Source organism: Pseudoalteromonas sp. MTN2-4, assembly GCF_042848605.1.
Taxonomy (GTDB): Bacteria; Pseudomonadota; Gammaproteobacteria; order Enterobacterales; family Alteromonadaceae; genus Pseudoalteromonas.
This window is the reverse complement of sequence record NZ_BTGK01000006.1, coordinates 137,321-161,391: the sequence shown is the minus strand read 5'-3', so window position 1 is coordinate 161,391 and position 24,071 is coordinate 137,321. Positions and strand designations below refer to the sequence as shown.

The following is a 24,071-nucleotide window of genomic DNA, read 5'->3' as shown; positions in this document are numbered from 1 at the left end:
ATCTCATAAACTTCACCAAGTTACTGCCCAGCTCTAACCAATCGCACAGGTGCATCATTGCTTTTGAGGCTAGTAGTTTCATTTCCAAAATTAAAGTCGATTGAATAAGCAGAATCCGTTTCTATAAATACTGAACTTGACCAATACCAAGTATGATTACTAACGCGAATTCTAGGAAAGTAACTTGAATCTATGGCTGGTAGGGTATTACCATAGTCTACAATAGAACGAAGCTCCTCCCTGTTAGGCATACGCCAGTCATTAAAGCCGCACAACTCCTTGGCATTTACACGTGCTATAAAAGCGTGTGTATTACAGTAGGAAGCTTCGTTGTTAGCATCATAACCATAGCAAATATTGCCATCATCATCTTTATAACCAGGGTTACCGCCATTGGTGCTGCTATCAGGATTAAACCAATTATACCTGTCATCTGTATCGTGCAAACCAACATCATATGTTTTTACTTCCCAGGTTAAGCCTGTATGGTTATCTTTCACGCAAGACCAGTTGGTAGCTGAGTAAGGTAAAGGATCGCCATTAACATCTAGCTTCGTAAAGTCAAAACCACCATTACCACCACCTATTTTTTGTAGAGTCCCTACCATTGATTGTGCATCTCGGCCGAATTTACCATCTTGCCCATCATAGCCTTGAGTTAAGCAGTCCTGAAATACCAGGTCATCATACACACACCAGGTTATACCAGAGTCATTGAGCTTGCCAGTTCCATTTTTAACTTGTGTTGTGTTGTAATTTAAATCAGAAATCCAACTAATCGTAGCCAAATAATCTAACGTTGCTTGGTCAAAAGCATTGCCTCGTAAATCAGCTCGTGTTAACGCCAAATTAGCATTTAGGTTAATAGTCGTCAGTTGGTTCGTAATCAGTTCCAAGCTTGTTAAGCCCGTCATAAACTGCAACTCGTTCACCATAGTTATGCTCTTTTCATTGCAACTTAAACTTGTTAAGTCTTCTAAACGCAGCACTTGTTGAATATTCACATGCTCGCGAACACAGATAGAAAAGTTGGTATCTACAAATTCAATACCCAGCACCCAGTTACCATCGGTTTTATATTCAAATTCAGCTTGAACCTGACAGCTCTCAGTAAGCGCAGCGGTAGTATAAATATTTTCATTCAATGTACCGTTACAACCTGTCACTGAAGTTAAATTATAGCCCTCACTCTCAGAAACTGTCAGTTGCCCTGTACTGCCATGACTCACACTCTGCGTAGCTGGCGTGACACTACCGCCTTCACTTGCTGTTGCCGTTACCGTGTAAGTGTTTAATTCAAAATTAGCCTGCACTTGGCAATTAGCGGTGACTGTACCTGTGGTATAGACATTGCCATTTAAGGTGCCGTTACAACCTGTTACTGAGCTCAGGCTATAGCCTTCGTTTGCGGTTAAACTGATTTGTGCGTTACTACCGTGATTCACTCTTTGCGTTGCCGGCGTGACACTACCGCCTTCACTTGCTGTTGCCGTTACCGTGTAAGTGTTTAATTCAAAATTCGCCTGTACTTGGCAGTTTTCAGTGACCGCACCTGTGGTGAAAACATCACCCACCAGAGAGCCCTCACAACCCCTTACAGCCGCTAGGCTATAACCCTCGCTGGGCGTTAAAGTGAATGAAGTTTGTTCTAAATAAGCGAGTTGCTTGCTTAATGGTGCAATACTTCCGCCTTCACTCACTTGAGTTGTGATAAGGAAAACTTGAGGCTCAAAGCTCGCTAAAATACTACATAGCTCAGTAATAACCCCTGTCGTATACACATGACCATTTAAGCTACCGTTACACCCTTGGATTGCCTGTAAAGTCTGTCCTTCATCTGCTGTTACGGTAAATTCAGCCTGTGTACCATAGGTTATGTTTTGTTGTTCAGGTGTGATAGAGCCGCCATCACCCGATGAGGCTGTTATTAAAAAGCTTTTAAGCTGAAAAGTAGCGCTGACAGCACAGTCTGACGTGATTGCTGCGGTGGTATAAGTCAACCCGGTTAACTCGCCATCACAGCCTGATATTGCGGCCAGTTCAAAACCAACTGACGGAGTTATTTCAATAAGCCCTTTTGTACCATGGGCAACTGACTGTGTGTTAGGTGACACCGTACCACCCGCATTACTTGGTGCGCTCACCTGATAATATTTTAACGATGCTGGCGCACCTGGATCTTTAATTACGCCATTAACTACTCCATCGGCATCACCCGCGCCACCATCAGTAAGGCTTAACTCTAGAGAAAACCTATCATCACTGACTTTTACCAACTCTGTGTCTAATGCTTGCCACTGCTCGCCTATTAATTTTTGATACGTAAAATCAGCTGGTAATTGAGTTTCATAAGTGAGCTGAACTTTTGCGCTTTTCCCCTCAGGCACTTTTAAATCAAGCGCTAGAATACCGTGTTCAAAGTTCAGTTTTTCAGGCACTGGCGGTAATTGCTCGTCATCAACAGTCAGTAAGCCTCGGCTTGAATCTAAAATCGCCGTATCTTCACTCAATATAGTCACTTCAATGTTTGGTAATTGCTCTGCAGAAAATTGCTTTTCGGTAGGTAATGTTGAGGTAGAAATTTTACAGTCGCTTTTTAATTTTTCAATGATGTAGCTTTTGCCATGTTGTTTTTTTACACCACACCCTGAAACCTTTTCGATCATATAGCCATCCTTAGCAACAACCGTTATTTCTACTTTCTCTCCATAAAAATAGCTTGCCTTAGTTAATTCTATGGTGCTGTTTTCATCAGAGGCTAAACTGATTGAGATTGCTTTTGGGTTAGATAAGACTTTAACCGAGCAGTTTTGTTTAACTTCCTTGATTATATAATCATTACCCTCTAACTCTCCTTTGCAAGAGCTTTCTTCTGATAATGAAAGCATATGCCCTTCAGCAACGCTAAAAGTGTAATTAAAGCGTTCACCTTGACTAAGTGTTTTGCTCTCTGATTTCGCTGGCTGACCGTTTATGGTTTGCTCAACTGTAATTGTTATCTGAGTGAGCTTTGGTGCTTCGACTTTTGGAGGGGTCTGAACATTATCGTTGTCACCCCCACCACATCCAATCAAGAACAAGCTCAGAGTTAACAATAATAGTTTTTTCATTACCAATCCTTTTGATTGTTGTATTCCACCCGCGAGATCTTAAACTATTAAATAAAGTTCAATCAATAAAAGAATTAACGTACTGGAAAATAGACTTTTTATTCACATGTATTTTTTATAAAAATTTATCATTCATTTTTTATTTTTTCTGTGTAAAAGTGGTCTTTCGACTTTGCAGAGGAATGAGGAAATGCAAACAATACTAACCACACAATGTGATGACGATGTTGGTCTCATCGCAAAAATTACTGGGCTCTGTTACGAGCATAATCTTAATATTACCCGCAACAATGAATTTGTTGATAAAGAAGCGAAACGCTTCTTTATGCGCACCGAATTAATAGGAGAACCCAGTGAGGCTTTTCTTGAGCAATTAAAAAGTCAGTTGCCATCAGGGGCCAAAGTTGAGCTCTTTGACGAGTCAAAAAGAAAGGTGGTATTACTGGCCACAAAAGAGGCTCACTGCCTTGGTGGTGTGCTACTTAAACAATACGAGCAAGCGCTTAACATCGAAGTACTGGCAGTCATTGCCAATTATCCAGATTTAGAAAAGCTGGTGTCTGGCTTTGATATTCCTTTTCATTGTATTTCACACGAAGGGTTAAGCCGTGCAGAACACGATAAGCTCGTCGGTGATGCTATTGCACAATATCAGCCTGACATTATTGGTCTTGCCAAATATATGCGTATTTTGTCACCTGAATTTGTTGCCCGCTTTGAGAACAAAGTGATTAATATCCATCACTCTTTCTTGCCTGCGTTTATTGGCGCAAAACCTTATCATCAAGCATTTGAGCGCGGCGTTAAGATTGTCGGTGCAACCGCACACTTTGTGAATAATGAACTCGATGAGGGGCCTATCATTGCACAGAATGTGACGCCAGTGACCCACATACACAATGCTGAAGCCATGGCAAAGATTGGTCGAGATATCGAGAAGACAGTGTTCTGTAATGCCTTACAGCTCGCTTCTGAGCACAAGCTGTTTATCAACGGTAATCGAACTGTGGTATTTAGTTAACTAATCTGAAATAGAGGGAGCTTGTTACAGCTTGGTGTTCTCCACTGTGACAAGCTTTTTTTGTGGAGGCAGCACCAAGACACTCCTTGCCTAGTGCACTAAAAATATTCTATCGCATAACCGCTATATTTAACTCACTGCTTCTACGGGTTCTAGTTGTAATTTTGAAGCAATCAGTACAGCTTGAGTACGGTTATAAACGCCTAACTTTCTAAAGATAGCAGTAATATGTGCCTTTACTGTCGCTTCAGAAATATGTAATTCATAAGCAATTTGCTTATTCAGTAAACCTTCGTGAAGGTACTGTAAGACTTTGTATTGTTGTGGTGTGAGTGAAGCAACTTGTTGCGCGAGCTCTCTGTCTTCATTTTCAACATTGGCTACTTTATCTTTTATATTTTCTGGTAACCAAGTTTCTCCTTCGAGCACGGTTTCGATACCTTGCGCGATATCTTGCGTTGAAGAAGCTTTCGGAATGAAGCCCATGGCACCGTATGCCATAACTTTAGAAATGATGCTGAGATCTTCACTGCCTGACACAACCACAATGGGTAGACTTGGGTAATCTTCACGAATACGAATGAGACCGTATAAATCGCCGCTGCCGGGCATGTGAAGATCAAGTAGTAGTAAATCTAATTCATCTTGCTCTGATAACACAGCAAGGGTACTGTCAAAACTTTCAGATTCGAAGACGGTTAAATCTTCAAACTGACTTTGCAATGCGCCTTTTAAAGCTTCCCTAAATAAAGGGTGATCATCCGCAATTAAAAACTGACTCATGCTTTTCTCCTAAAAATTCGGCTGTCATCTGAAAGAGGACAGCCGATATAGTACGATTAGAATTTAATGAAATTCAAGTTTTTAGCGTTTTATTAACGATTTAAACGATTTTCTATTAACTCATCTACTACAGTAGGATCGGCCAGTGTTGACGTATCACCCAGCTGTTGGTGCTCATTTGCGGCGATCTTACGTAAAATACGGCGCATAATCTTACCAGAGCGTGTCTTAGGTAGACCCGGAGACCATTGGATCATATCTGGAGAAGCAATTGGGCTTAGCTCTTTACGTACCCAATTACGCACTTCTTTCGTTAGCTCATCGCTTATCTGAACACCTTCATTCGGTGTCACATATACATAAATACCTTGGCCTTTGATGTCATGCGGGTAACCAACCACGGCTGCTTCTGCAACTGCTTCGTGCGCAACTAGAGCACTTTCGATTTCGGCAGTACCTAGGCGGTGACCTGATACGTTTAGTACGTCATCTACACGGCCTGTGATCCAGTAATAACCATCTTCATCACGACGACAACCATCACCTGTGAAGTAAACGCCTGGGTAAGCAGAGAAGTAAGTTTGCTCAAAACGCTCATGGTCACCATACACTGTACGCGCTTGTGACGGCCAGCTATCAAGAATAACTAGGTTACCTTCTGTTGCGCCTTGTAGTGTTTCACCCGCGGCATCAAATAGAGCCGGGGAAATACCAAAGAATGGACGTGTTGCCGAGCCTGGTTTCATGTCTGTCGCACCTGGCAGTGGTGTGATCATGATGCCACCGGTTTCTGTTTGCCACCAAGTATCTACGATTGGGCATTTGCTATTACCAATCCGCTCATGGTACCAAGTCCACGCTTCAGGGTTGATTGGCTCACCTACTGAGCCCATGATACGCAGTGAATCACGCTTTGAACTCGCTGTTGGCTCATCGCCTTTCGCCATTAGTGCGCGAATAGCCGTTGGCGCAGTATAAAGAATGGTTACATTGTGCTTATCAACCACCTCACCAATACGACCTGCGCTTGGGTAAGTTGGTACACCTTCGAATACAACCTGAGTACAACCATTAGCTAGTGGGCCGTATGCCATGTAGCTGTGGCCTGTGATCCAACCCACATCGGCTGTACACCAGTAAATATCGTCATCCTTAATGTCGAACACATATTCATGGGTCATTGATGAATAAACTAGGTAACCACCAGTTGTATGTACCACACCTTTTGGTGTACCAGTCGAACCAGAAGTATAAAGAATGAACAATGGGTCTTCAGCATTCATTGGCGTTGGTTCACATTCAGCTGGTACATCAGCCGTTAACTCATGCCACCATACATCATGACCTTGCCAATCAACTTCACCACCCGTTAGTTGATGCACAACAACATGCTCAACCGTAGTCACACCGTCTTGAGAAACCGCTTCGTCAACATTAGCTTTAAGCGGAACTGTGTTACCACCGCGGCGACCTTCATCAGAAGTAATCACTACTTTTGCGCCAGAATCTTTAATACGATCTGCGATTGCTGATGGTGAGAAACCACCGAATACCACTGAATGGATAGCACCAATACGTGCACAAGCTTGCATTGCATAAATTGCAAATGGCGTCATCGGCATATAAATCGCAACACGGTCGCCTTTTTCAACACCTAGCTTTTTAAGGCCGTTGGCAAGTTTAGCCACTTCATCATGAAGCTGTTGAAACGTAATATTTTCGCTATGCTCTGGGCTATCGCCTTCCCAAATTAGCGCAACTTTATCGGCTTTGGCTTTAAGATGGCGGTCGATACAGTTATAAGAAGCGTTCAGCTCACCATCTTCATACCAATTGATGCTGATGTGGCCTTTATCGAAAGAAGTGTTTTTAACTTTTGTGTAAGAGGTTGACCAATCAAGACGTTTACCGTGTTCAGCCCAAAATGCTTCAGGATTGTCGATAGACTGTTGATATAAAGTTTCATACTGGTCGTTATTAACTAATGCATTGTTCTTGATAGCTTCAGGAACCGGATAAATGCTTTGTGACATAGTCATCTCCATATTAATTTACTTGCCCTTGGGCTTTCATCAAGGATCACTCAGGCGTTGCAGTTTAAGAATTAGACCTTAGTTGTATAAAGGTTAAAAAACAAACACAGATCATTTTTTGCAATAAAGTGCCTAAAATAGAACCAAACAGTACAACCCTATATTAAATAAATGAAAAATACAGCGTAAAATACGATTAACCACTATTTTTATAGACGAAATACTGCCACGAATTATTAATGGTCTGTGAACTGTTTGTTTATTACTCCACCTTAGTCGTATAGACCAAAGGCTAATTGAGCAAAAAGCGACCATCAACAACAGTGGGTACGAACTCTTATTCATGACAGCGTCGTTGCAATTTACAACGTAGCTTTAAGGAACATCAACTATGACAACTAAAAGTGTAGCAATTAAAACCCTTACAGCACTAGCAGTATCAAGCGCTCTAAGCCTACCCGCTCTAGCAGGCACCATCGAAGACACCAAAGTAAGCTATGGCGGTTACGTTAAGCTCGACGCTATCTGGAGTGACTTTTCTGACGGTACCTTAGGCGCACAACACATTGGCCGTGACTTCTATGTACCGGGCACAACTCCAGTATCTGCTTCTAGCACTGAAGATGCGGTATTTGACATGCATGCCCGTCAATCTCGTTTTAACTTTGGCACAGCCACCAAACTTGAAGATGGCAGCACCATTAAAACGAAAATCGAACTAGACTTTATTGCCTCAACGGGTGGTAATGAGCGTGTGAGTAACTCTTACTCTCCGCGTATTCGTCAAGCATTTGTTACCTACAAAGGCTGGTTATTTGGTCAAGCTTGGTCAAACTTCCAAAACGTCGGTGCACTACCTGAAACACTTGACTTCGTAGGTCCAGCCGAAGGTACAGTGTTCGTTCGTCAAGCAATGGCGAAATATACGAGCGGTAACTTCTCATTCTCAGTAGAAAACCCAGAAAGCACAGTCACCACTGCTGATTCTGGCCGAGTTGTAACAGATGATGCATCTATGCCTGATTTCACAGCGCGTTACACACACAAAGCAGATTGGGGTAATTTTGTGCTTACCGCGTTAGCACGTCAGCTCACGTACAAAATTGGCGCGGCTGATGAAAGCGAAACATCATTCGGTGTGAGTGCATCTGGTCGTGTGAACTTTGGTAAAAATAACCTGAAGTTTATGCTAACTCAAGGTGCTGGCCTTGGCCGTTATGTGGGTCTAAACGTTGCCAATGGCGCGGTATATGACGGCTCTAACCTACATACCATCGACTCGACATCAGGTTTTGTTGCATATCAGCACCATTGGAATGACAAATTCCGTTCAACTTTCTTATATTCATTCTTCGAAGCGGATAATGTAACTGATGTACTAGGTGCGGGCTATAACCCAACTAAATCAAGCATGAGCTACAGCGCTAACTTACTTTACTCTCCAGTTAAAAAGCTTACTTTTGGTGCTGAATATAAAGTAGGTACTCGTGAAACTGAAAGTGGTGTAGATGGTGATTTAAACCGTATTCAAATGTCTGTGAAATACGTGTTCTAAACTCCCGACTTGTCCATAGCTAGCTTTCTAAATAGGAAAGCTAGCAAACTATGGGCTAAGTTTTTTAGCGGCATTATGCCGCTTTATTTTTTCTTTTTACTTTGTCTTTTTTACATCGAAGACACAAATTACTCTTCGACTAGCTGCTCACTTCTGAAAAAGCCATCTTCATCAGACAATAAATCAACCAGTTCCGGCAACACTTCATCCATGGTCTTTTTTAATGTCCAAGGCGGGTTGATAACCATCATACCTGAAGCCGTCATTCCATGAACATCAGTATCGGCACTGGTTGCCAGCTCAAATAATTGAATGTTTCTAACGCCTGACTCTTTTAAAGTTTGCTCCATTAAATCAATACGCTCTCTATCTACAACCGGATACCAAATCATATAGGTGCCAGAGCTAAATTTTTTATGCGCCTTAATTATCATCTTAACAGCATGCTGATAGTCGGTTTTAATTTCATAAGGTGGGTCCATTAACACGCAAGCTCTTCTTGAAGCAGGTGGCACTAAACCTTGTAAACCTTTAAACCCATCTTCGCCTTTTACACGGAGAGATTTTTTATGCTGAGTGTTTTTCTCAAGTAAAGTTAGATCTTGTGGGTGCAATTCAAAGAACCAACCTTTGTCTTGGCGACGTAAAAACTGCTCTGCCACTTTTGGTGAGCCTGGGTAAAACGATAATGACGCTTCGTTCATAACTTTAACCAGTTCGACAAAATCTATAATTGCTTGGTTTTGGCCTTGGTAGTGCCAAAGCTTACCAATGCCATCTAGATATTCTTGTGTCTTTTGCGAATCGGCGCCTGCTAATTCAAAAAAACCAGCGCCTGAATGCGTATCAATGTAATCAAACGGCTTGTCTTTTTTAGTCATGTACTCCAGCACTTGTGCCAGAACAAGATGTTTGATGATGTCAGCAGGGTTGCCCGCATGAAATGAATGTCGATAACTCAGCATAATTGCGCCCAAAAGTGTTTACCTGAGCACTTACTCAGGTTTGAAGATAACAGTTTGTATTATCGCCTAATTACCCTCAGATATAAACGACACTGCTCAGAGAAATATAAAATTAAGAAGAGCTCAACTTTTTAAAATAGTATTTATTACATGTATTCGAGCTGAATTTACCTAAATATGACCAAATAATGACAAAATGCACCGCAAAGCTAGGTATTTGCTAGCATCCTTAGTCAGTTTGTTTTACATTTGTACCATATATAACAGTCAATAGAGCGCCTTTATGAACAACGAAACTCTCCCAAAACTCGAACAATTGATTGATGAACTTATCAACCAAAATAATCGTTTAAATAACGAACTTTCAGAGCTTAAAGCTCAAAATGAAAAACTAGTTGATGAAAATGAAACTCTTCAGCTAGAAGTTCTTGAAAGTGAAGAAAAGCAAAAAGAGACAAGCCAAACTTTATCTGGCCTGTTGAGCAAGCTACAGAGTGCAACTCAGGCTAGCTAATGTCACAAAAAACCAATCAAGTTGAAGTGAGCCTGCTTGGCAAAACACATCAATTTGCCTGCACTGAGGGGCAAGAGCCCGCGCTCCTCGATGCTGCAGCCTTGCTTAATAGCACAGTAGAAGAAATGAAGCAGCGCAGTTCTATACGCACTGAACACAACGCATTACTGATGGCCGCATTGCACCTGTGTCACGACTTACAAGCACAGAAAACTGCGCAAGAAAACCTAATCACAAAACTTTCTTCTCATCTAGCAAGCAGTGAAGAGTAATTCACTTTCATCAATTCGCATAATCGGTTAAATTACATGCAACTTTGAATTGCACAGTAATGTTTTATTTGATTATGCGATTTTTCTTCGCCCTGCTTTTTATTTTTATCTCAAGTTCAGCTTCTGCAACACAATGGCTAAAATTCGATGACAAGACTTTTTTAATCGCCCCTCCGTCTGACGCCCGCTATCTCACAAGCAATCAGGCGGTTTTGGTCGGTCAAAGATGCGCTGCTATTATTGATGCACATGGAGACTTTAGTGCACTAGAAAATTTTGCAAGCGAAGTCAAAAAACGCATTCCCCAACCTATTTGCCATTTATTTAGCACCAGCAGTGATGAAGAACAAGTCTTAGGGATGATGCTACTAGCGAGTGAATTTCCTGATGCAACATGGCATGCACCCCGTCATGTTTCACAGTATTTCAATGAATACCAAAGCGCTTTAAAAGACAAACTCTCTCGATTTGAAAAAAGTTTACAACTGAGTCAATCGCAGGTAGAAATACACTCTAACGCTCAGCTTCAACAACGACTAAATAAAGCTAAGGCGCGTATTGAGCAGTGGCAAAGTAGACAGTTTTCCCCCCCTACCTTATTAAACGCTGCTCAAGTGACTCTAGATTTAGGTGCGTACTCTCTTGTCGTAGAAGAAATCGAAGGGGCGACACTTGGCGACCTAAGTATTTTAAGTCATCATAATTCAGGATTGTTTGTAGGCTTAACAGCGAACCCTATTCCCTATGTACAGGACAGTGATTTAGAGTCTTGGTTAGCAACAATAAAAAAACTACGCCACTCTGAAAAAGTGACTTGGTTGCTACCATCACAAGGCAAGCCATATAAAATCACAGCGTTACAAAAACCAATTTCCTTTTTAGAGGCCGCAATCAACAGCGACTCAATGGCGATGCCAGAAGCATTGCTGGCAATGTACAAAATGGATGAGCTCACGCAAACTCGGTTAAGATTAATGTATGAGTTGGCGAAAACCAAACAGGCGCAAAAAATGCAAAAGCAAGGGACAGTGCTATAATTTGTCAGGGAGCATGGGTATGAATATACATTTTAAAAGCATTTTATTGTGTATTGGGTTGCTAGTTCTGACAGCATGCCAAAGTACCTCTACACCTCATCAAAAAGCTCTAGCTAAGCCACATGAAATTGCTGCGCTATTTGACCAAACTACGCCTGAATATAAGTCTTATCGAGCAGATAAAAAAATAAAGGAAGATATACACTCCAATATTACACCTGAAGTTAGCCCTGTCGTTTACGACGATCTTTGGCAAGAAATAATTGCCAGCTTAGCCTTTGACATAGTGTCGACACCTCGCCTGCAAAAACGCATTGACTGGTATTTAAAACAATCCGATTACTTGTTGAAAGTGAATAAGCGTGCAAAACCTTACCTGTTTCATATTGCTGAAAAAATAAAGCAAAAAGGCTTACCCATGGATATGGTGTTGCTGCCTTTTGTTGAGAGTGACTTTCGCCCTAAGGTGCACTCTAGTCAAAATGCTGTTGGTATTTGGCAGTTAATGGATGGCACCGCCTACCACTTTGGTGTAACAACTGATGAATGGTACGACGGCAGACAAGACGTGTTAGCCTCAACCGATGCCGCTCTAGATTATTTGGTTTACCTTTACCAACGCTTTAACGGCGATTGGTTACATGCGCTCGCAGCCTATAACACCGGAGAAGGTCGAGTAAAAAAAGCGATTCGAAAAAGTAAAAAGCAAGGCAAACAAGGCTACTTTTGGCAGCTCAAACTCCCTTCTGAGACCGCCGACTACGTACCGAAACTACTCGCTTTAAGCTATTTACTTCAGGCCAAACACCCTAAGTTTAAAGTTCCTAAGCTGCCTAATTATGCTTTAACCAGCGAAGTCGACTTTGCTCAGCGTTTTGACTTTTCAGTACTTGCTTCACTCACTGGAGTCAGTAAAAAACAGCTCCACCAGCTAAACCCCGGCTACCTGCAACACCAAAGTGCTCCTGAAGGCCCCCATAAAGTATTGTTACCCCTGACCGAAAAACAACTTTGGCAAAGTGACTTTTTTCAAAACTACTTTAGCCAAACTTATACCGTGGTTAAGAATGACACCTTTTATGGTTTAGCGCGTCGCTTTAATACTTCGGTCAATGCACTCATGGCACTCAATAATAAGCAAACGAGTCTTTTAAAAGTGGGTGAAGTACTAAAAATAAAAAAAGCACAACCGCTCGACAACTTGATGCTTGAATATCAATTAAGCCCCTATCTTGCTCAAGAAGAAAAACAGCCAGTGTTAACCATGGAGCATGAATACATCATTCAAAATGGCGATTCTCTTTGGGAGATCAGCAAACAATTCAATGTGCCCGTTAAAGACTTACTGACATGGAATAACCTAAAAAGCACTAGCTTACTAAAGCCTGGGAAAAAACTACTACTGCATCTACCCAGACCTGCGCAAACACCTAAAAAGCCTGAACCGAAAAAGTTTCTGTCTGAGCTAGAGCAACTCGTAAAACCGAATACTTCTCCTTAACACTCGCACTTCATGATTTGCTCACGTAAAATGTGTGCCAAACTGAGATAAGAGAGAAAAACATGCAAATTACTAAAGATACGGCTGTTGAGTTTCACTACACGTTAAGTGAAGCCGGTGAGCAAATTGAAACAAGCACAAATGCTGAGCCATTAACTTACCTTCACGGTACTGAAGGCATGCTTCCTGGTCTAGAAGCGGCACTTGAAGGCAAAGCTGCAGGCGACAAATTCAGCGTAACACTTGAGCCTAAAGACAGCTATGGTGAGTATCAAGAAGGTTTAATTCAACGTATTCCAATTAAACACTTACAGGGCCTAGGTAACAATAAAGTATGGAAGCCAGGTATGAGTGCCATTGTTGAGTCAAACCAAGGTCGCCACCAAGTAAGCATTGTAAAAGTTGGCCGTTTTAACGCTGACTGCGATTTAAACCACCCATTTGCTGGTAAAACTCTGACATTTGATGTTGAAGTGGTATCTGTGCGTGAAGCGACGACTGAAGAATTATCTCACGGTCATGTTCACGGTGAAGGTGGCTGCGGTCACTAATTTTAGATTGAATAACTTATTATGAATAAAGTTGCCATCGTAACAGGTGGCAGCTTTGGCATCGGCCTCGCCGTTGTTGAAAAGCTGCTATCAGAAAATTACCAAGTCTTTAACCTCGATATTGCCCCTTCTGAGGTTGGCATTTTCGTAGAGTGTGATGTCAGTTGTGTCGAAACAGTCAAGCGTTGTATAGCTGAAATTATTATGCAAACAGGTCGTGTTGACGCCCTAGTTTCGAATGCTGGCAAACATTTAAGCGCCACCATCGAAGATACCGACGAAGCCACGTTAGACACGCTATTTAACTTGAATGTCAAAGGCGCTTACGCAGCCATTCAAGCTGTTTTACCCAGCATGAAAGCACAAAATAATGGCGCGATTGTGTTAATGGCATCCGACCAAGCCATCATAGGTAAACCGAACTCGTTTGCGTATAACCTTACTAAGTCGTCATTGGCTTCAATAGCAAAAACCACGGCGCTTGATTACGCTAATTTCAATATTCGCGCCAATGCAGTGTGTCCAGGCACAATAGAAACCCCGCTATTCCACCATGCCATTGATAAGTACTGTGCAAAGAGCGGTGCTAACAAAGCAGAAATAGTTGCTGAAGAAGCGCAACTACAGCCATTAGGCCGCTTAGGCCAAGCTCATGAAGTTGCTGCACTCACCGCATTTTTACTGTCTGATGATGCAAGCTTTATCACAGGCAGCCTACAAAGTATCGATGGGGGCTATACAGCACAATGATGCAGATAATTGATCCACACTTACACTTTTTTGACTTAAGTTTGGGTCAATATCATTGGCTCACTCAAGGATCAGGTCCAAACTGGCCGAATCTAGACAAAATAAAACAAAACCACCATTATGCCGACTTAGCCAATACTGAATTTGCAGTACATAGCTTTGTACATATAGAGGCAGGATTTAATAATGCCAAGCCAAGCGCTGAACTTGCATGGCTAGCCAGTAGTACGCCTGAACACGTTTCTTTTAAAGCCATTAGCTACATTCAAATAGACAGTGAACCTGATATCTTTAAACAGCAGTTAACTGAATTACTATCAGCACCTAACTTCATTGGTATTCGTGATATCACCGAAGGCCAGGATTATCTTAGGTTATTGTCTGAAAACACCAAAACAAATCTAAACACGCTCGCTGAACACGGCTTAGTCTTTGAAGCACAACTTGAGCTTTGCCATCTTGATGCAGTAAAAGCATTACTCGAAAACGCCACACTGCACCCTGATTTCAAGATTGTTATTAATCACGCTGGCTTTATCGATAACCAGCATGATTACACAAACACTCTATTATTATTAAGAGATATAAATAACATCTTTATTAAGTTTTCTGGCCAGGAACACTGCGAGCATGCTTTAGATCTAAAGGCTAAATTCAAGCTATTATTAGCATACTTTGGCGAAAATAGAATTATGTTTGCTTCAAACTATCCTGTTTGTTTAATGCGAGAGGATTATTTAAAGGTTTGGCAAGGTTACAGACAACTCGTGGATGACTCTGAGCTTTGGCACAAGCTCAGCTTTGCGAATGCCGAGCGACTTTATTTCGGCTAACCAAAATCAAGCTATACTATGTTGGCAGTTTATTTTGACGCTCTGATCCTAACTAAGTCATAGGCCTTTAAACTAGGCACAATGGCTTGTAAGCGCGCTTCAGTTTCATCTAGTGAGTTTAAGCACTCACAGTACTCTTCGGCTTTATCTTCAAGCTGTTTCGCTTTCTTTTTAAGAGATTTATCGATTTCTTTGGAGATGATCTCCATACGCTGACCCATGTCTGTAATGCGATCTTCAATATTACCTTCGCGAGATTTAAAGGCATCACCAAGTGACACTAGAATTGAGCCTAGTGAACCATGAATTGCAGAATGGATCTTTTGACTGATCTCTTCGGTAAAAAAATCGTCAATTTTAGACAGTGACTGAGGCGCGATAAAAAAAAAGTCATCTCCGCGTTTGAACTTATCCATTAAAGCTCGTTCAACGTATTGCAGCTGAGTCTGTAATACTTCCGGCTCTTTATCTGACATGCCTTCGACGATTTGTTCAATGGCACTTAAACCGAGATTTACGCCATCTGTAGCAAGACTAACAAGCTCAGGGACGGTATCGCGTATGCCGAGTGCGTACTCTTTCAAGACCTTGGTTTCTTCATCATTGAGTTGAATAAAGTAGCCTTTGATGAGCAGCTGTTCATCGTTATTGATTTGTACACGGGTTTGACCTTTATCGACAATGCGGATCACTGAATCAGTAATGATCAAGCCATGATCAAGCTCGACATCACATTTATCACTGGCCCAAACTGAGCCAGAAAACAGCGTTGTAAATAACAGTGATTTAAACAAGTGTCGCAAAATAAAGCCCCATGAAATTAAGGCGCACAGATTAGCAAATTCTCTTATGAACCTAAATCTATTTTGCGTAACGTACCAGTCTTAATCGACCAGTTTGCGTTTTTTTGAGATACCTGTTCTTACCATCGGAGATTTGAAAAGTCCAAGCATACTCAGGCTCCAATGAAACGGTTGTATTTGACCAATAATCGCCTTCTTCACCATTAAGCAATTCATTACTGAACAAGAAAATACCCAGTTCAAGTTGAGGTAATGCAGGTGATGCACAGCTATGGTCAATAATGCTGGCGAGTTCCTTTACATTGGGGACATGCCAATCCGTATAACTTGCGTGACTATTATCATTGGCCTCAAGAAGCGCCTGCTGCCAAGTCAATTTTTGAGTGCTACCTGAACAAGTTCTGGTATTAGCATTATAATTCAAGCCAACTTCGCACTGCTGCCACATTAGACCTGTAGTTCGGTCTAATACCACGCCATCGGTTTCATTAATCTCGAACCGCTCCGTAGGGTCAATATCACGTTCAGGGTCAACTGCCTCAGGAATACAGACTTGTGCCTGACAAAGTGCACTGCCAAAAAGCAGAGATATCAAAACAAATTTGTTACTCTTCATTATTGGATACCTCTCTTACCAAGCGAATATACGCCTTATTATCTTGTTCTAACTCAACTGTTTCACCCGTTAACATATCAAATGCATAGGCTTCAATTAAATTAGTGTTATCACTGGCACCTTCAATACTAGGCTGTGAAGTCCAATAGAAGCTTGACCCCATCCAGTTAGGATTAGCTATGTTAGGAAAATATACCGGATCAAGCACATAAGAACTACCTGCGACTTCACCATAGTTAAATAACCCTATCATCTCGATAAAAGTTGGTAGCCGCCAATTTCGCCCACCACAGTAATTAGTGGCATTTACTTCATTAATATATTGCTGGGTATCGCACCTTACTGAACTTGAACAACTTGAAATATCTGTACCAGGCGTGCCATTAGGGTAATTGGTTAAATACCAAGTGTAAGTATTGCGAGTATCTCGTAAAGGCGCATTTGGCGGAATCGCTGAATTCGATTGCTTCACTTCCCAGATCAGGCCTGTATTGTTATCTTTGACACAACTAAAGTTACTGGTGCTACTATCGAGAATAGGACGTGCATTTTCATCTAATTTAGTAAAATCAAATGCAGCCAAACCTGAGCCAGTTTTTCCTTCATTTAAAACAAAACTGTCCCGACCTAGCTCAGCATCTTGCCTCGGAAAAGTCTCATTTTCGCAATCAATCACCGCTTCGCTATTAAAACAACGCTGCTGGCCAGTATCATTCAAATTTTCACCCACAGCCCGTCTTTGCACACTTACTTCCATACTGTCTTTGTCAGTAAAGCCACCGGGCTCAGTCACCGTCACTTGAAACTTTAACTGCGAAGCGACATCGACATCTGGCGCGGTAAAAGTGGTTTGACATAGGCTTGGGTCTGAAATTAAGTCGTCAAGCTGTGTATTAAGGCGCTCTAATTGCTCCCATAAACAGCTATATTCTCCGGTAGATGATAAGCTTCCCGATGCATCTAACTGCCCTTTATCAAACTCAATCACTTTAATGTCTTCACCTGCATCAGCAAATACAACTTGTGCATTTTTGTATAAGGTCAGAGAAAACTCTGTACTACTCTGACCACCTTCATCATCAGTGAGTGTCAGTTTAAAACGAGCAGTTTCATTAGCTGATAATAGCGGATGTATAAAGCTGAGGGTCACTTGATCGTTGCGTTCAAACGTGAGCGTAGGGCCACTCACTTGTTGCCAAACATACTCAATGATTTTACCGTTTTCATCAGGATCCGTTGATGATTCAGCACTGAGTGTTACTTCATCTTTGTATTGTAAAACATCTCTATCAGGTGCAATTTTCTCAATAAGGGGGAGAGGAAGTTGGTTTCTAGAACCTATAGCTATGGTCACCGTATCAGAAACTAATACACCACTAGGCGCAAGATATTCAACTTTTAAGGTCGCTGAGGTATCAGCCTTTACATCTGGTGCAGCAAGTTTGAGCTCTTTGCCTTCTTGCGGAAACCCCTCCAACGCGGGACCTTCCATAACTTGCCAAGTATATGTACCGCCAGCAGGAGAGCCTATGGCTGAAAGCGTAAACTCAGCTTTTTCTTCAACACTGAAGTCATTGCCAGCGTTAACACTGGCATTTTCAACGGTATCATTGGAGTTGGAGCCTCCACCGCCACATCCTAAAAGTAAAAAACTCGCTACAACACTTATAGATGCTCGACGCAACATAGACGCTCCTAATAGAATTAGAGATAGCTATCTTGATGTATACGCACAAATAATTTTGTTCCGATTTTACTGTAATCGACTTTGTATTCGCGGCCATCAAGCGCTTGGATAAACAACAAACGTTTTACTTCCCCAAAAACATCGGCACTTGCGACTTGAACAACTTCTAAATAACGCTCTTTACCTTCACGTCGGTTTCTTGGCAGTTCTTCTTTAAATGGCAAAAGTCCATTCGCTGTTACTTTAATTTTTGGGTGTGCCTCACCATTTACAATTACTAGGTCGAGCTTCTTTTCTTTATGAATAATGGTATTACGACCACTTTTAATAAAGGCTCTTTCTATACTCATGAATCGTTCCTGTTACTTCTTGCAACGGTGGCCTGTTTATCTAGCAATTCTTGGACCACCATTTCTGGATTTAATTTCCAGTGGTTCAATAGGTTTGAAAAATCCCATATATCCCTATCTAACACATTTGCAGGCAACAACAAATGGTAACCTGTCAACGTGTGTAAATGTTGCATCCGATTTGCGAACATGGCGATTAAACCGGTATAAGTTTGACCCGAGCCCGCTTGGAACTCACTGGGTTCAACAAGCCATTTTGATGGGCAGGAGCCGGATTTGCAATGCATTTTAACAGCTTGTAAAAAAATATGCCGCTGTTCAATTAATAATTTACACGCTAATCGTGGATGTAAGTCATTTAAGAAGCTTGCTTCATCTGTGAGTTTTATTCCGACAGCATTCAATTCTGCTTGTTCAAAACCATCGGTTGCTATGGGAACCCCAACAGATGAAAGGTTAGATATTTCGATATTCCACTTACCAACTTTATGATAGTAGGTAATTTTTCTATGATCCAATTGAAAGCTGTAAAAGGGCTCCCGGCTTTTTAAAAAGCCTAAAATCACCGCCATAATCGCTGTGGCGACAAATACTATTTCAATGACACTTATAGGGGTTGCTCTGAGCGTAACAAACAACATAACAATAGCAATGGCAACACCACCTACCAGCATAAACTCAATACTAAACCGGTTTGCAGAGGCCCTTAAAAACACATGTTTCGTTGATTCAGCCATTATAAAAACCAAAATAAAAGATAAACATCAAAATAGTCCAAAAAACAACTTTGCGGATTTTCTCACATCGTGGACACTTTTTATCTGGTTTCATCTTTACATCCATAAAACATAATCGGTACAAATACATAGGCGCGTTTTTATTTTCGTTAAATGCACAAATTAATACGACCATACTCATTTTTCGATCGTATAAAACTTGTAAACTGGGCTCATCAACAGCAGTGGTCTAACAACATGTATAACAAGCAATCAGGAAAAGTCCTCTTTCCCGTCTTAATTTTAATCTTAATAGCCCTAAGTGGTTACTTTTACTTACCTGTGAGCCACAGTAAAACTGGACCTTCGTCTCGCCCAGCAACCCAAGTTGCAGCGCACACTGTCAGCACTGACATCAAAAGTATCAATATTGACGCCGTAGGTACAGCCAGAGCAAACCAAGCCATCAACATCATCAGTGCACAAAGTGATTACATAAAATCTCTTGCATTCGCTGATGGCGAATTTGTGCAAGCGGGGCAAGTGCTTGCCACCCTTCGCGATAAACAAGAGCGTTTAACCGTTAAAGAATTAAAAATTAATTTAAAAGAGCAAAAACGACAACTTAAACGCTTACAGGAGCTAGCTCGCTCTCAATCTGCTGCCCAATCTCAGCTAGAAGAACAAGCATCTGAAGTCGATGCATTGCAAGCAAAATTGGCTAATGCAGAATCAAAATTACAAGAGATGGTGATCAAAGCTCCCTTTTCTGGCGTGCTAGGTAAACGTCTAGTCGATATCGGTAGTTTTGTGAATAGCAACACCTCTTTCACCACTTTAGATGACATCAGCATTATCAAAGTAGACTTTCAGGTGCCTGAAAAATATCTAGCCCAATTAACCCAAGGCATGCTGGTAACTGCGATTTCAGATGCTTACCCTAACACTCCATTTGCAGGTGAAGTAACGCATATTGAACCGCGTATCAACCAAGCAACACGTAGCGTATCTGTCACTGCCAGTTTTGAAAATGAAGCCAACCTTTTACGCCCAGGTATGCTGATGCAAGTAGCACTGGAGCTGGGCCGTATCGAAGCGCTCATGGTGCCTGAAAAAAGTATCATCCCTCGTCAGGAAAGCCACTTTGTGTATATCATCGATGACAACGATAAAGCACAGCAAGTCAAAGTCGAGTTACTTGAACGTTTTCATGGTTGGGTTGCCATTAAAAGTGGTTTAGAAGCAGGTCAAAAAGTAATCACCGAAGGTGCCATTAAAATTCGTCCTGGCTCTTCAGTAACGACACAGGGGTAATCGAGTGAGAATTACAGATACTGCGGTACAGCGCCCCGTTTTTGCAATTGTAATTAACCTGCTTTTACTCACGTTCGGTATCGTGGCATTTACCATGTTGCCACTGCGTGAATACCCAGACATTGAAACGCCAATCGTCAGCGTTTCTACAAGCTATACAGGCGCTTCAAGTGAAGTGGTAGAAACCAAGATAACTCAAGTGCTTGAAAACCGTATATCAGGTATTGAAGGCATCAAAAGCATTACTTCATCCTCTCGCAATGGCCGATCAAACATCACCATAGAGTTCAATATTGACCGAGATATTGATGCGGCAGCAAATGACGTTCGCGAGCGTGTTTCACGTGCACTAGATAGGCTTCCTGAACAAGTTCGCCCGCCAGAGGTATCCAAGTCTAATTCTGATGAGAGCCCTATTGCGTGGTTTGTACTCAACAGTACCTCTATGAACACACTAGAATTGTCTGACTATGCTCAGCGCTATATTGTCGATCGCCTTGCGGTGGTTGATGGTGTTTCTAACGTGCGCATTGGTGGTGAACGTCAATATGCCATGAAGATTTGGCTAGACAGAAAAGCCATGGCAGCACGCGGCATTACTTCAAGCGACATAGAACAGGTTTTACGCCGTGAAAACGTGGAACTCCCTGCTGGTGAAATAGAGTCTCTTGATAGAGATTTTTCTGTCCGTATCACCCGTAGTTACAAAACCCAAGAAGACTTTAATAACCTCGTGATTAAGCGAGGTGAGCAAGGCTACTTAATTCGCCTTGGAGAAGTGGCAGATGTATTACTCGAAGCCGCTGACAACGAAAGTACATTCCGCGGTAATGGTAAAAACATGGTCGGTATGGGCATTGTAAAGCAAGCCAAAGCCAATACCCTCGAAGTAGTCGATAATGCCCGTAAGGAACTAGAGAAAATTAAGCGCAATCTGCCCGAAGGCACGACCATTCAGGATAGCTATGATTCTTCTATCTTCATTCGTGAATCTATTACCGAAGTTTATCGTACGCTTGCAATTGCCATGGGCCTAGTCGTCGTGGTGATCTTTATCTTCTTAGGTAATATTCGTGCGACTTTAATTCCTGCGGTCACTGTGCCTGTTGCACTGATTGCCACCTTTATGTTCTTACTCTCAATGGGTTATTCAATCAACTTACTAACTCTATTGGCACTGGTATTGGCCATCGGTTTAGTCGTGGACGATGCCATTGTTATGCTCGAGAACATTTATCGCCGTATCGAGCTTGGTGAGCCGCCACTTTTAGCTGCATTTAGAGGCGCACGTGAGGTTGGATTTGCCATCATAGCCACAACACTTGTACTCGTTTCAGTGTTTGTGCCCTTGGTATTTATGGATGGCCGGATTGGCGCGCTCTTTACTGAATTTGCCATGGCAACCAGTGCAGCGGTAGTATTCTCAAGTGTCACTGCACTGACCCTGTCGCCAGCTTTATGTTCCAAAGTACTGAAGCCTAGTAGCAGTGAAAATCGCTTTACTCAGTGGATGGATAAACAATTTACTAAGCTTGAAAATGGTTACCGTAAAGTACTACTGGATAACTTAAACAGACGCTTTAGCTTGTTAGCGGTACTGGTGTTAGCGGGTTTTGCGACTTATACCCTTATGAAGCAAATTCCATCTGAACTTACACCTAGAGAAGACCGCGGTACTTTCTTTGTGATGATGAATGGCCCTGAAGGCGCGAGTTACGAAAATAACGCTGAGAATATGGCAAAGATCGAAGAGCGATTGATGCCATATGTTGAAGCCGGTGAGCTCAGTCGTGTGCTAGTGCGTGTTCCTGGTTGGGGTGGCCGTGGGGGTGTTGCCATCGTAGGTATGCCAGATTGGGACGAGCGTAAACGTTCGACTTGGCAAGTAATGGGAGAGATCAGTGGCAAGATGCGCGAAGTCACCGATGTACGTGCTTTTGCAATTATGCGCCGAGGCATTGGCGGCGGCGGTCAGTCACGTCCTATCGAGTTTGTACTGCAAGGTAACGATTACGAAGAGCTAGTTGAATGGCGGGATAAAATCTTAGCCAAAGCTCGCCAGAACAAAGGACTCGTGCGTTTAGATCATGATTACAAAGAAACCTTCCCACAGTTTTTAATCAGCATTGATAAATTAAAAGCGGCAGACTTAGGAGTGTCGGTGAGTGATATTGGTCGCACCCTTGAAACTATGTTAGGCCAACGCCGCGTTACCACCTTTATTGAGCGCGGTGAAGAATACGATGTGATTCTGAAAGGGACTAAAGCAGATTTCGCAGCGCCTAATGACATTGCTGATATCTTTGTTAAGTCTCGTACAGGTGAATTGATCCCACTAGACAGCTTGATCACTGTGACTGAAGAAGCCACAGCTTCACGTTTAAATCGCTATAACCGTATGCGTGCAATCACCATCACCGCAAACCTTGCAGATGGGTATACGCTGGCCGAAGCTTTAGATTTCTTAAACACGGTTGCAGCTGAAGAAAACCACATAGATGGTGCTGTTGATTATAAAGGTGAATCTAAGCTGTTTTATGAAGGTGAGTCGGCCATGACTTACGTATTCCTACTCGCTTTAACCGTTACCTTCTTAGTGCTTGCTGCTCAATTTGAAAGTTTTGTACACCCACTGGTGATCATGTTAACGGTACCACTAGGTCTCGTTGGCGCTATGTATGGGTTATTTATCACCGACAGTAGCCTTAATATCTACAGCCAAATTGGTATTGTGATGCTGATTGGTTTGAGTGCTAAAAATGGTATTTTGATTGTTGAGTTTGCCAATCAATTACGTGACAAAGGCATCGAATTTGAGCAAGCCTTAATTGATGCAGCCGTTCAACGCCTTCGCCCTATTATCATGACATCACTGACGACGGTAATGAGTGCGATCCCGCTAGTATTTGCGACAGGCCCAGGCTCAGAAAGTCGCATGGTTATTGGTGTGGTTATTTTTGCAGGTGTAAGCGTGGCAACTATACTGACGCTATTTATTATTCCTTGCGCTTACTCATTACTGGCGCGTAAGACTCAATCACCTGAGTTCTTAAGCCAAAAAATTGCTGAACAAGCGCGCGCTTTAGAGGAGAAAAATCATGGCTAACATTGCAACGGCAACCTTTGCCGGTGGCTGTTTCTGGTGTATTGATGCGGCGTTTCGCCGCGTTAAAGGCGTTCATAAAGTTGAATCTGGCTACATGGGGGGTCAAACCGATGACCCTACCTACAAAGATATCTGTACAGGCATGACCGGTCATGCTGAAGTAGTCCAGCTCAGCTTCGACGCTGATGTTATCAGTTACAGCCAGCTATTAGATATGTTCTTTACATTGCACGATCCGACTCAATTAAACCGTCAAGGTAATGACGTGGGCACGCAATATCGTAGTGCGGTGTTCTATCACGATGACGCACAAGCTGAACTAACTGAACAAGCCATCAAGCAGTTACAGCCACATTTAGCAGAGAAAATTGTCACGGAGGTAACACCTGCGGTCACTTTCCACTCTGCAGAGCAGTATCACCAAGACTACTTTAATGAGAACCCAAATCAGGGCTATTGTAGTGTGGTTGTGGCCCCTAAAGTCGCTAAGTTTAGTCAGAAATATGCACACCTACTCAATTAGTAGATGTGCTATCAATAAATAACAAAAAAGG

At 42.2% G+C, this 24,071-nt stretch carries 21 protein-coding genes; 12 read left to right on the top strand and 9 right to left on the bottom strand.

Features of this window, described 5'->3' with window-relative positions; genetic code table 11:
* Positions 1–20: 20 nt before the first annotated feature.
* Entirely contained in the window at positions 21–3,110 is a 3,090-nt protein-coding gene (locus ACGHEH_RS15090) for a DUF1566 domain-containing protein (RefSeq protein WP_390446795.1), read from the bottom strand.
* A 190-nt stretch (positions 3,111–3,300) separates the two neighbouring features.
* On the opposite strand from ACGHEH_RS15090, the gene purU reads away from it, so the two are divergent.
* Positions 3,301–4,131 (top strand): formyltetrahydrofolate deformylase, encoded by an 831-nt coding sequence (purU, locus tag ACGHEH_RS15085; protein ID WP_349284547.1) that lies wholly within the window; start codon positions 3,301–3,303, stop codon positions 4,129–4,131.
* Positions 4,132–4,260: 129 nt separating this feature from the next.
* Here the strand turns inward: purU and ACGHEH_RS15080 are convergent, their stop codons facing one another.
* Both ACGHEH_RS15080 and acs read right to left on the bottom strand, forming a co-directional pair.
* On the bottom strand, positions 4,261–4,914 hold the full coding sequence (locus tag ACGHEH_RS15080) for a response regulator transcription factor (RefSeq protein WP_390446792.1): 654 nt from the start codon (positions 4,912–4,914) through the stop codon (positions 4,261–4,263).
* Positions 4,915–5,006: 92 nt separating this feature from the next.
* Positions 5,007–6,947: an acetate--CoA ligase gene (acs, locus tag ACGHEH_RS15075; protein WP_390446790.1), complete on the bottom strand. Its 1,941-nt coding sequence runs from the start codon at positions 6,945–6,947 to the stop codon at positions 5,007–5,009.
* A 391-nt stretch (positions 6,948–7,338) separates the two neighbouring features.
* Between acs and ACGHEH_RS15070 the strand changes: the two genes are divergently transcribed.
* Positions 7,339–8,502: a DcaP family trimeric outer membrane transporter gene (locus ACGHEH_RS15070; RefSeq protein WP_390446787.1), complete on the top strand. Its 1,164-nt coding sequence runs from the start codon at positions 7,339–7,341 to the stop codon at positions 8,500–8,502.
* Between the two features lie 128 nt (positions 8,503–8,630).
* Here ACGHEH_RS15070 and ACGHEH_RS15065 read toward each other — a convergent pair whose 3' ends face one another.
* Positions 8,631–9,467: a 23S rRNA (adenine(2030)-N(6))-methyltransferase RlmJ gene (locus ACGHEH_RS15065; protein ID WP_390446784.1), complete on the bottom strand. Its 837-nt coding sequence runs from the start codon at positions 9,465–9,467 to the stop codon at positions 8,631–8,633.
* A 283-nt stretch (positions 9,468–9,750) separates the two neighbouring features.
* Between ACGHEH_RS15065 and zapB the strand changes: the two genes are divergently transcribed.
* The 7 genes from zapB (at position 9,751) to ACGHEH_RS15030 (ending at position 14,925) form a co-directional block, all read left to right on the top strand.
* Positions 9,751–9,981: a cell division protein ZapB gene (gene zapB / locus ACGHEH_RS15060; RefSeq protein WP_058028813.1), complete on the top strand. Its 231-nt coding sequence runs from the start codon at positions 9,751–9,753 to the stop codon at positions 9,979–9,981.
* Positions 9,981–10,253: a cell division protein ZapA gene (locus tag ACGHEH_RS15055; protein WP_390446781.1), complete on the top strand. Its 273-nt coding sequence runs from the start codon at positions 9,981–9,983 to the stop codon at positions 10,251–10,253. The genes zapB and ACGHEH_RS15055 overlap by 1 nt, the downstream gene beginning before the upstream one ends.
* Positions 10,254–10,312: 59 nt before the next feature.
* Positions 10,313–11,290, top strand: a complete 978-nt coding sequence (locus tag ACGHEH_RS15050; protein ID WP_390446778.1) for a hypothetical protein — start codon at positions 10,313–10,315, stop codon at positions 11,288–11,290.
* Between the two features lie 19 nt (positions 11,291–11,309).
* Entirely contained in the window at positions 11,310–12,791 is a 1,482-nt protein-coding gene (locus ACGHEH_RS15045; protein ID WP_390446775.1) for a LysM peptidoglycan-binding domain-containing protein, read from the top strand.
* A 62-nt stretch (positions 12,792–12,853) separates the two neighbouring features.
* Positions 12,854–13,342 carry a peptidylprolyl isomerase gene (locus ACGHEH_RS15040; RefSeq protein ID WP_390446772.1) on the top strand — a complete coding sequence of 163 codons (489 nt, stop codon included), beginning with the start codon at positions 12,854–12,856 and terminating at the stop codon, positions 13,340–13,342.
* A 21-nt stretch (positions 13,343–13,363) separates the two neighbouring features.
* On the top strand, positions 13,364–14,092 hold the full coding sequence (locus tag ACGHEH_RS15035) for an SDR family NAD(P)-dependent oxidoreductase (RefSeq protein WP_390446770.1): 729 nt from the start codon (positions 13,364–13,366) through the stop codon (positions 14,090–14,092).
* Positions 14,089–14,925, top strand: a complete 837-nt coding sequence (locus ACGHEH_RS15030) for an amidohydrolase family protein (RefSeq protein WP_390446767.1) — start codon at positions 14,089–14,091, stop codon at positions 14,923–14,925. Before ACGHEH_RS15035 ends, ACGHEH_RS15030 begins: the two co-directional genes overlap by 4 nt.
* Positions 14,926–14,954: 29 nt before the next feature.
* Here the strand turns inward: ACGHEH_RS15030 and ACGHEH_RS15025 are convergent, their stop codons facing one another.
* The 5 genes from ACGHEH_RS15025 to ACGHEH_RS15005 are packed head-to-tail and all read right to left on the bottom strand — an operon-like array spanning position 14,955 to position 19,118.
* Positions 14,955–15,728, bottom strand: coding sequence for a YggN family protein (locus ACGHEH_RS15025; RefSeq protein ID WP_390446764.1), 774 nt, complete (start codon positions 15,726–15,728; stop codon positions 14,955–14,957).
* Positions 15,729–15,786: 58 nt separating this feature from the next.
* Complete coding sequence (locus tag ACGHEH_RS15020) at positions 15,787–16,344, bottom strand: DUF1566 domain-containing protein (protein ID WP_390446761.1); 558 nt, start codon at positions 16,342–16,344, stop codon at positions 15,787–15,789.
* Complete coding sequence (locus ACGHEH_RS15015) at positions 16,334–18,031, bottom strand: DUF1566 domain-containing protein (protein ID WP_390446758.1); 1,698 nt, start codon at positions 18,029–18,031, stop codon at positions 16,334–16,336. Before ACGHEH_RS15015 ends, ACGHEH_RS15020 begins: the two co-directional genes overlap by 11 nt.
* A gap of 17 nt (positions 18,032–18,048) precedes the next feature.
* Complete coding sequence (locus tag ACGHEH_RS15010; protein WP_390446756.1) at positions 18,049–18,381, bottom strand: hypothetical protein; 333 nt, start codon at positions 18,379–18,381, stop codon at positions 18,049–18,051.
* A complete protein-coding gene (locus ACGHEH_RS15005; protein WP_390446753.1) occupies positions 18,378–19,118 on the bottom strand; it encodes a DUF2982 domain-containing protein in 741 nt (246 codons plus the stop codon). The genes ACGHEH_RS15010 and ACGHEH_RS15005 overlap by 4 nt, the downstream gene beginning before the upstream one ends.
* Positions 19,119–19,355: 237 nt before the next feature.
* Here ACGHEH_RS15005 and ACGHEH_RS15000 point away from each other — a divergent pair, with 237 nt between their 5' ends.
* The 3 genes from ACGHEH_RS15000 to msrA are packed head-to-tail and all read left to right on the top strand — an operon-like array spanning position 19,356 to position 24,040.
* Positions 19,356–20,411, top strand: a complete 1,056-nt coding sequence (locus ACGHEH_RS15000; protein ID WP_390446750.1) for an efflux RND transporter periplasmic adaptor subunit — start codon at positions 19,356–19,358, stop codon at positions 20,409–20,411.
* 4 nt (positions 20,412–20,415) lie between these two features.
* Positions 20,416–23,517 carry an efflux RND transporter permease subunit gene (locus ACGHEH_RS14995; protein WP_390446747.1) on the top strand — a complete coding sequence of 1,034 codons (3,102 nt, stop codon included), beginning with the start codon at positions 20,416–20,418 and terminating at the stop codon, positions 23,515–23,517.
* Positions 23,507–24,040, top strand: coding sequence for a peptide-methionine (S)-S-oxide reductase MsrA (gene msrA / locus ACGHEH_RS14990; protein ID WP_390446971.1), 534 nt, complete (start codon positions 23,507–23,509; stop codon positions 24,038–24,040). Before ACGHEH_RS14995 ends, msrA begins: the two co-directional genes overlap by 11 nt.
* Positions 24,041–24,071: the final 31 nt, after the last annotated feature.

Excerpts from the sequence above, each read along its gene's own strand:
- ACGHEH_RS15080 (WP_390446792.1), bottom strand. The coding sequence starts at position 4,914 with ATGAGTCAGTTTTTAATTGCGGATGATCACCCTTTATTTAGGGAAGCT.
- ACGHEH_RS15005 (WP_390446753.1), bottom strand. The coding sequence starts at position 19,118 with ATGGCTGAATCAACGAAACATGTGTTTTTAAGGGCCTCTGCAAACCGG.
- ACGHEH_RS15040 (WP_390446772.1), top strand. The coding sequence starts at position 12,854 with ATGCAAATTACTAAAGATACGGCTGTTGAGTTTCACTACACGTTAAGT.
- ACGHEH_RS15000 (WP_390446750.1), top strand. The coding sequence starts at position 19,356 with ATGTATAACAAGCAATCAGGAAAAGTCCTCTTTCCCGTCTTAATTTTA.
- ACGHEH_RS15020 (WP_390446761.1), bottom strand. The coding sequence starts at position 16,344 with ATGAAGAGTAACAAATTTGTTTTGATATCTCTGCTTTTTGGCAGTGCA.
- ACGHEH_RS15070 (WP_390446787.1), top strand. The coding sequence starts at position 7,339 with ATGACAACTAAAAGTGTAGCAATTAAAACCCTTACAGCACTAGCAGTA.
- ACGHEH_RS15045 (WP_390446775.1), top strand. The coding sequence starts at position 11,310 with ATGAATATACATTTTAAAAGCATTTTATTGTGTATTGGGTTGCTAGTT.
- ACGHEH_RS15055 (WP_390446781.1), top strand. The coding sequence starts at position 9,981 with ATGTCACAAAAAACCAATCAAGTTGAAGTGAGCCTGCTTGGCAAAACA.
- purU (WP_349284547.1), top strand. The coding sequence starts at position 3,301 with ATGCAAACAATACTAACCACACAATGTGATGACGATGTTGGTCTCATC.
- ACGHEH_RS15050 (WP_390446778.1), top strand. The coding sequence starts at position 10,313 with ATGTTTTATTTGATTATGCGATTTTTCTTCGCCCTGCTTTTTATTTTT.
- ACGHEH_RS15090 (WP_390446795.1), bottom strand. The coding sequence starts at position 3,110 with ATGAAAAAACTATTATTGTTAACTCTGAGCTTGTTCTTGATTGGATGT.
- ACGHEH_RS15010 (WP_390446756.1), bottom strand. The coding sequence starts at position 18,381 with ATGAGTATAGAAAGAGCCTTTATTAAAAGTGGTCGTAATACCATTATT.
- ACGHEH_RS15035 (WP_390446770.1), top strand. The coding sequence starts at position 13,364 with ATGAATAAAGTTGCCATCGTAACAGGTGGCAGCTTTGGCATCGGCCTC.
- ACGHEH_RS15065 (WP_390446784.1), bottom strand. The coding sequence starts at position 9,467 with ATGCTGAGTTATCGACATTCATTTCATGCGGGCAACCCTGCTGACATC.
- zapB (WP_058028813.1), top strand. The coding sequence starts at position 9,751 with ATGAACAACGAAACTCTCCCAAAACTCGAACAATTGATTGATGAACTT.
- acs (WP_390446790.1), bottom strand. The coding sequence starts at position 6,947 with ATGTCACAAAGCATTTATCCGGTTCCTGAAGCTATCAAGAACAATGCA.
- ACGHEH_RS15030 (WP_390446767.1), top strand. The coding sequence starts at position 14,089 with ATGATGCAGATAATTGATCCACACTTACACTTTTTTGACTTAAGTTTG.
- ACGHEH_RS15015 (WP_390446758.1), bottom strand. The coding sequence starts at position 18,031 with ATGTTGCGTCGAGCATCTATAAGTGTTGTAGCGAGTTTTTTACTTTTA.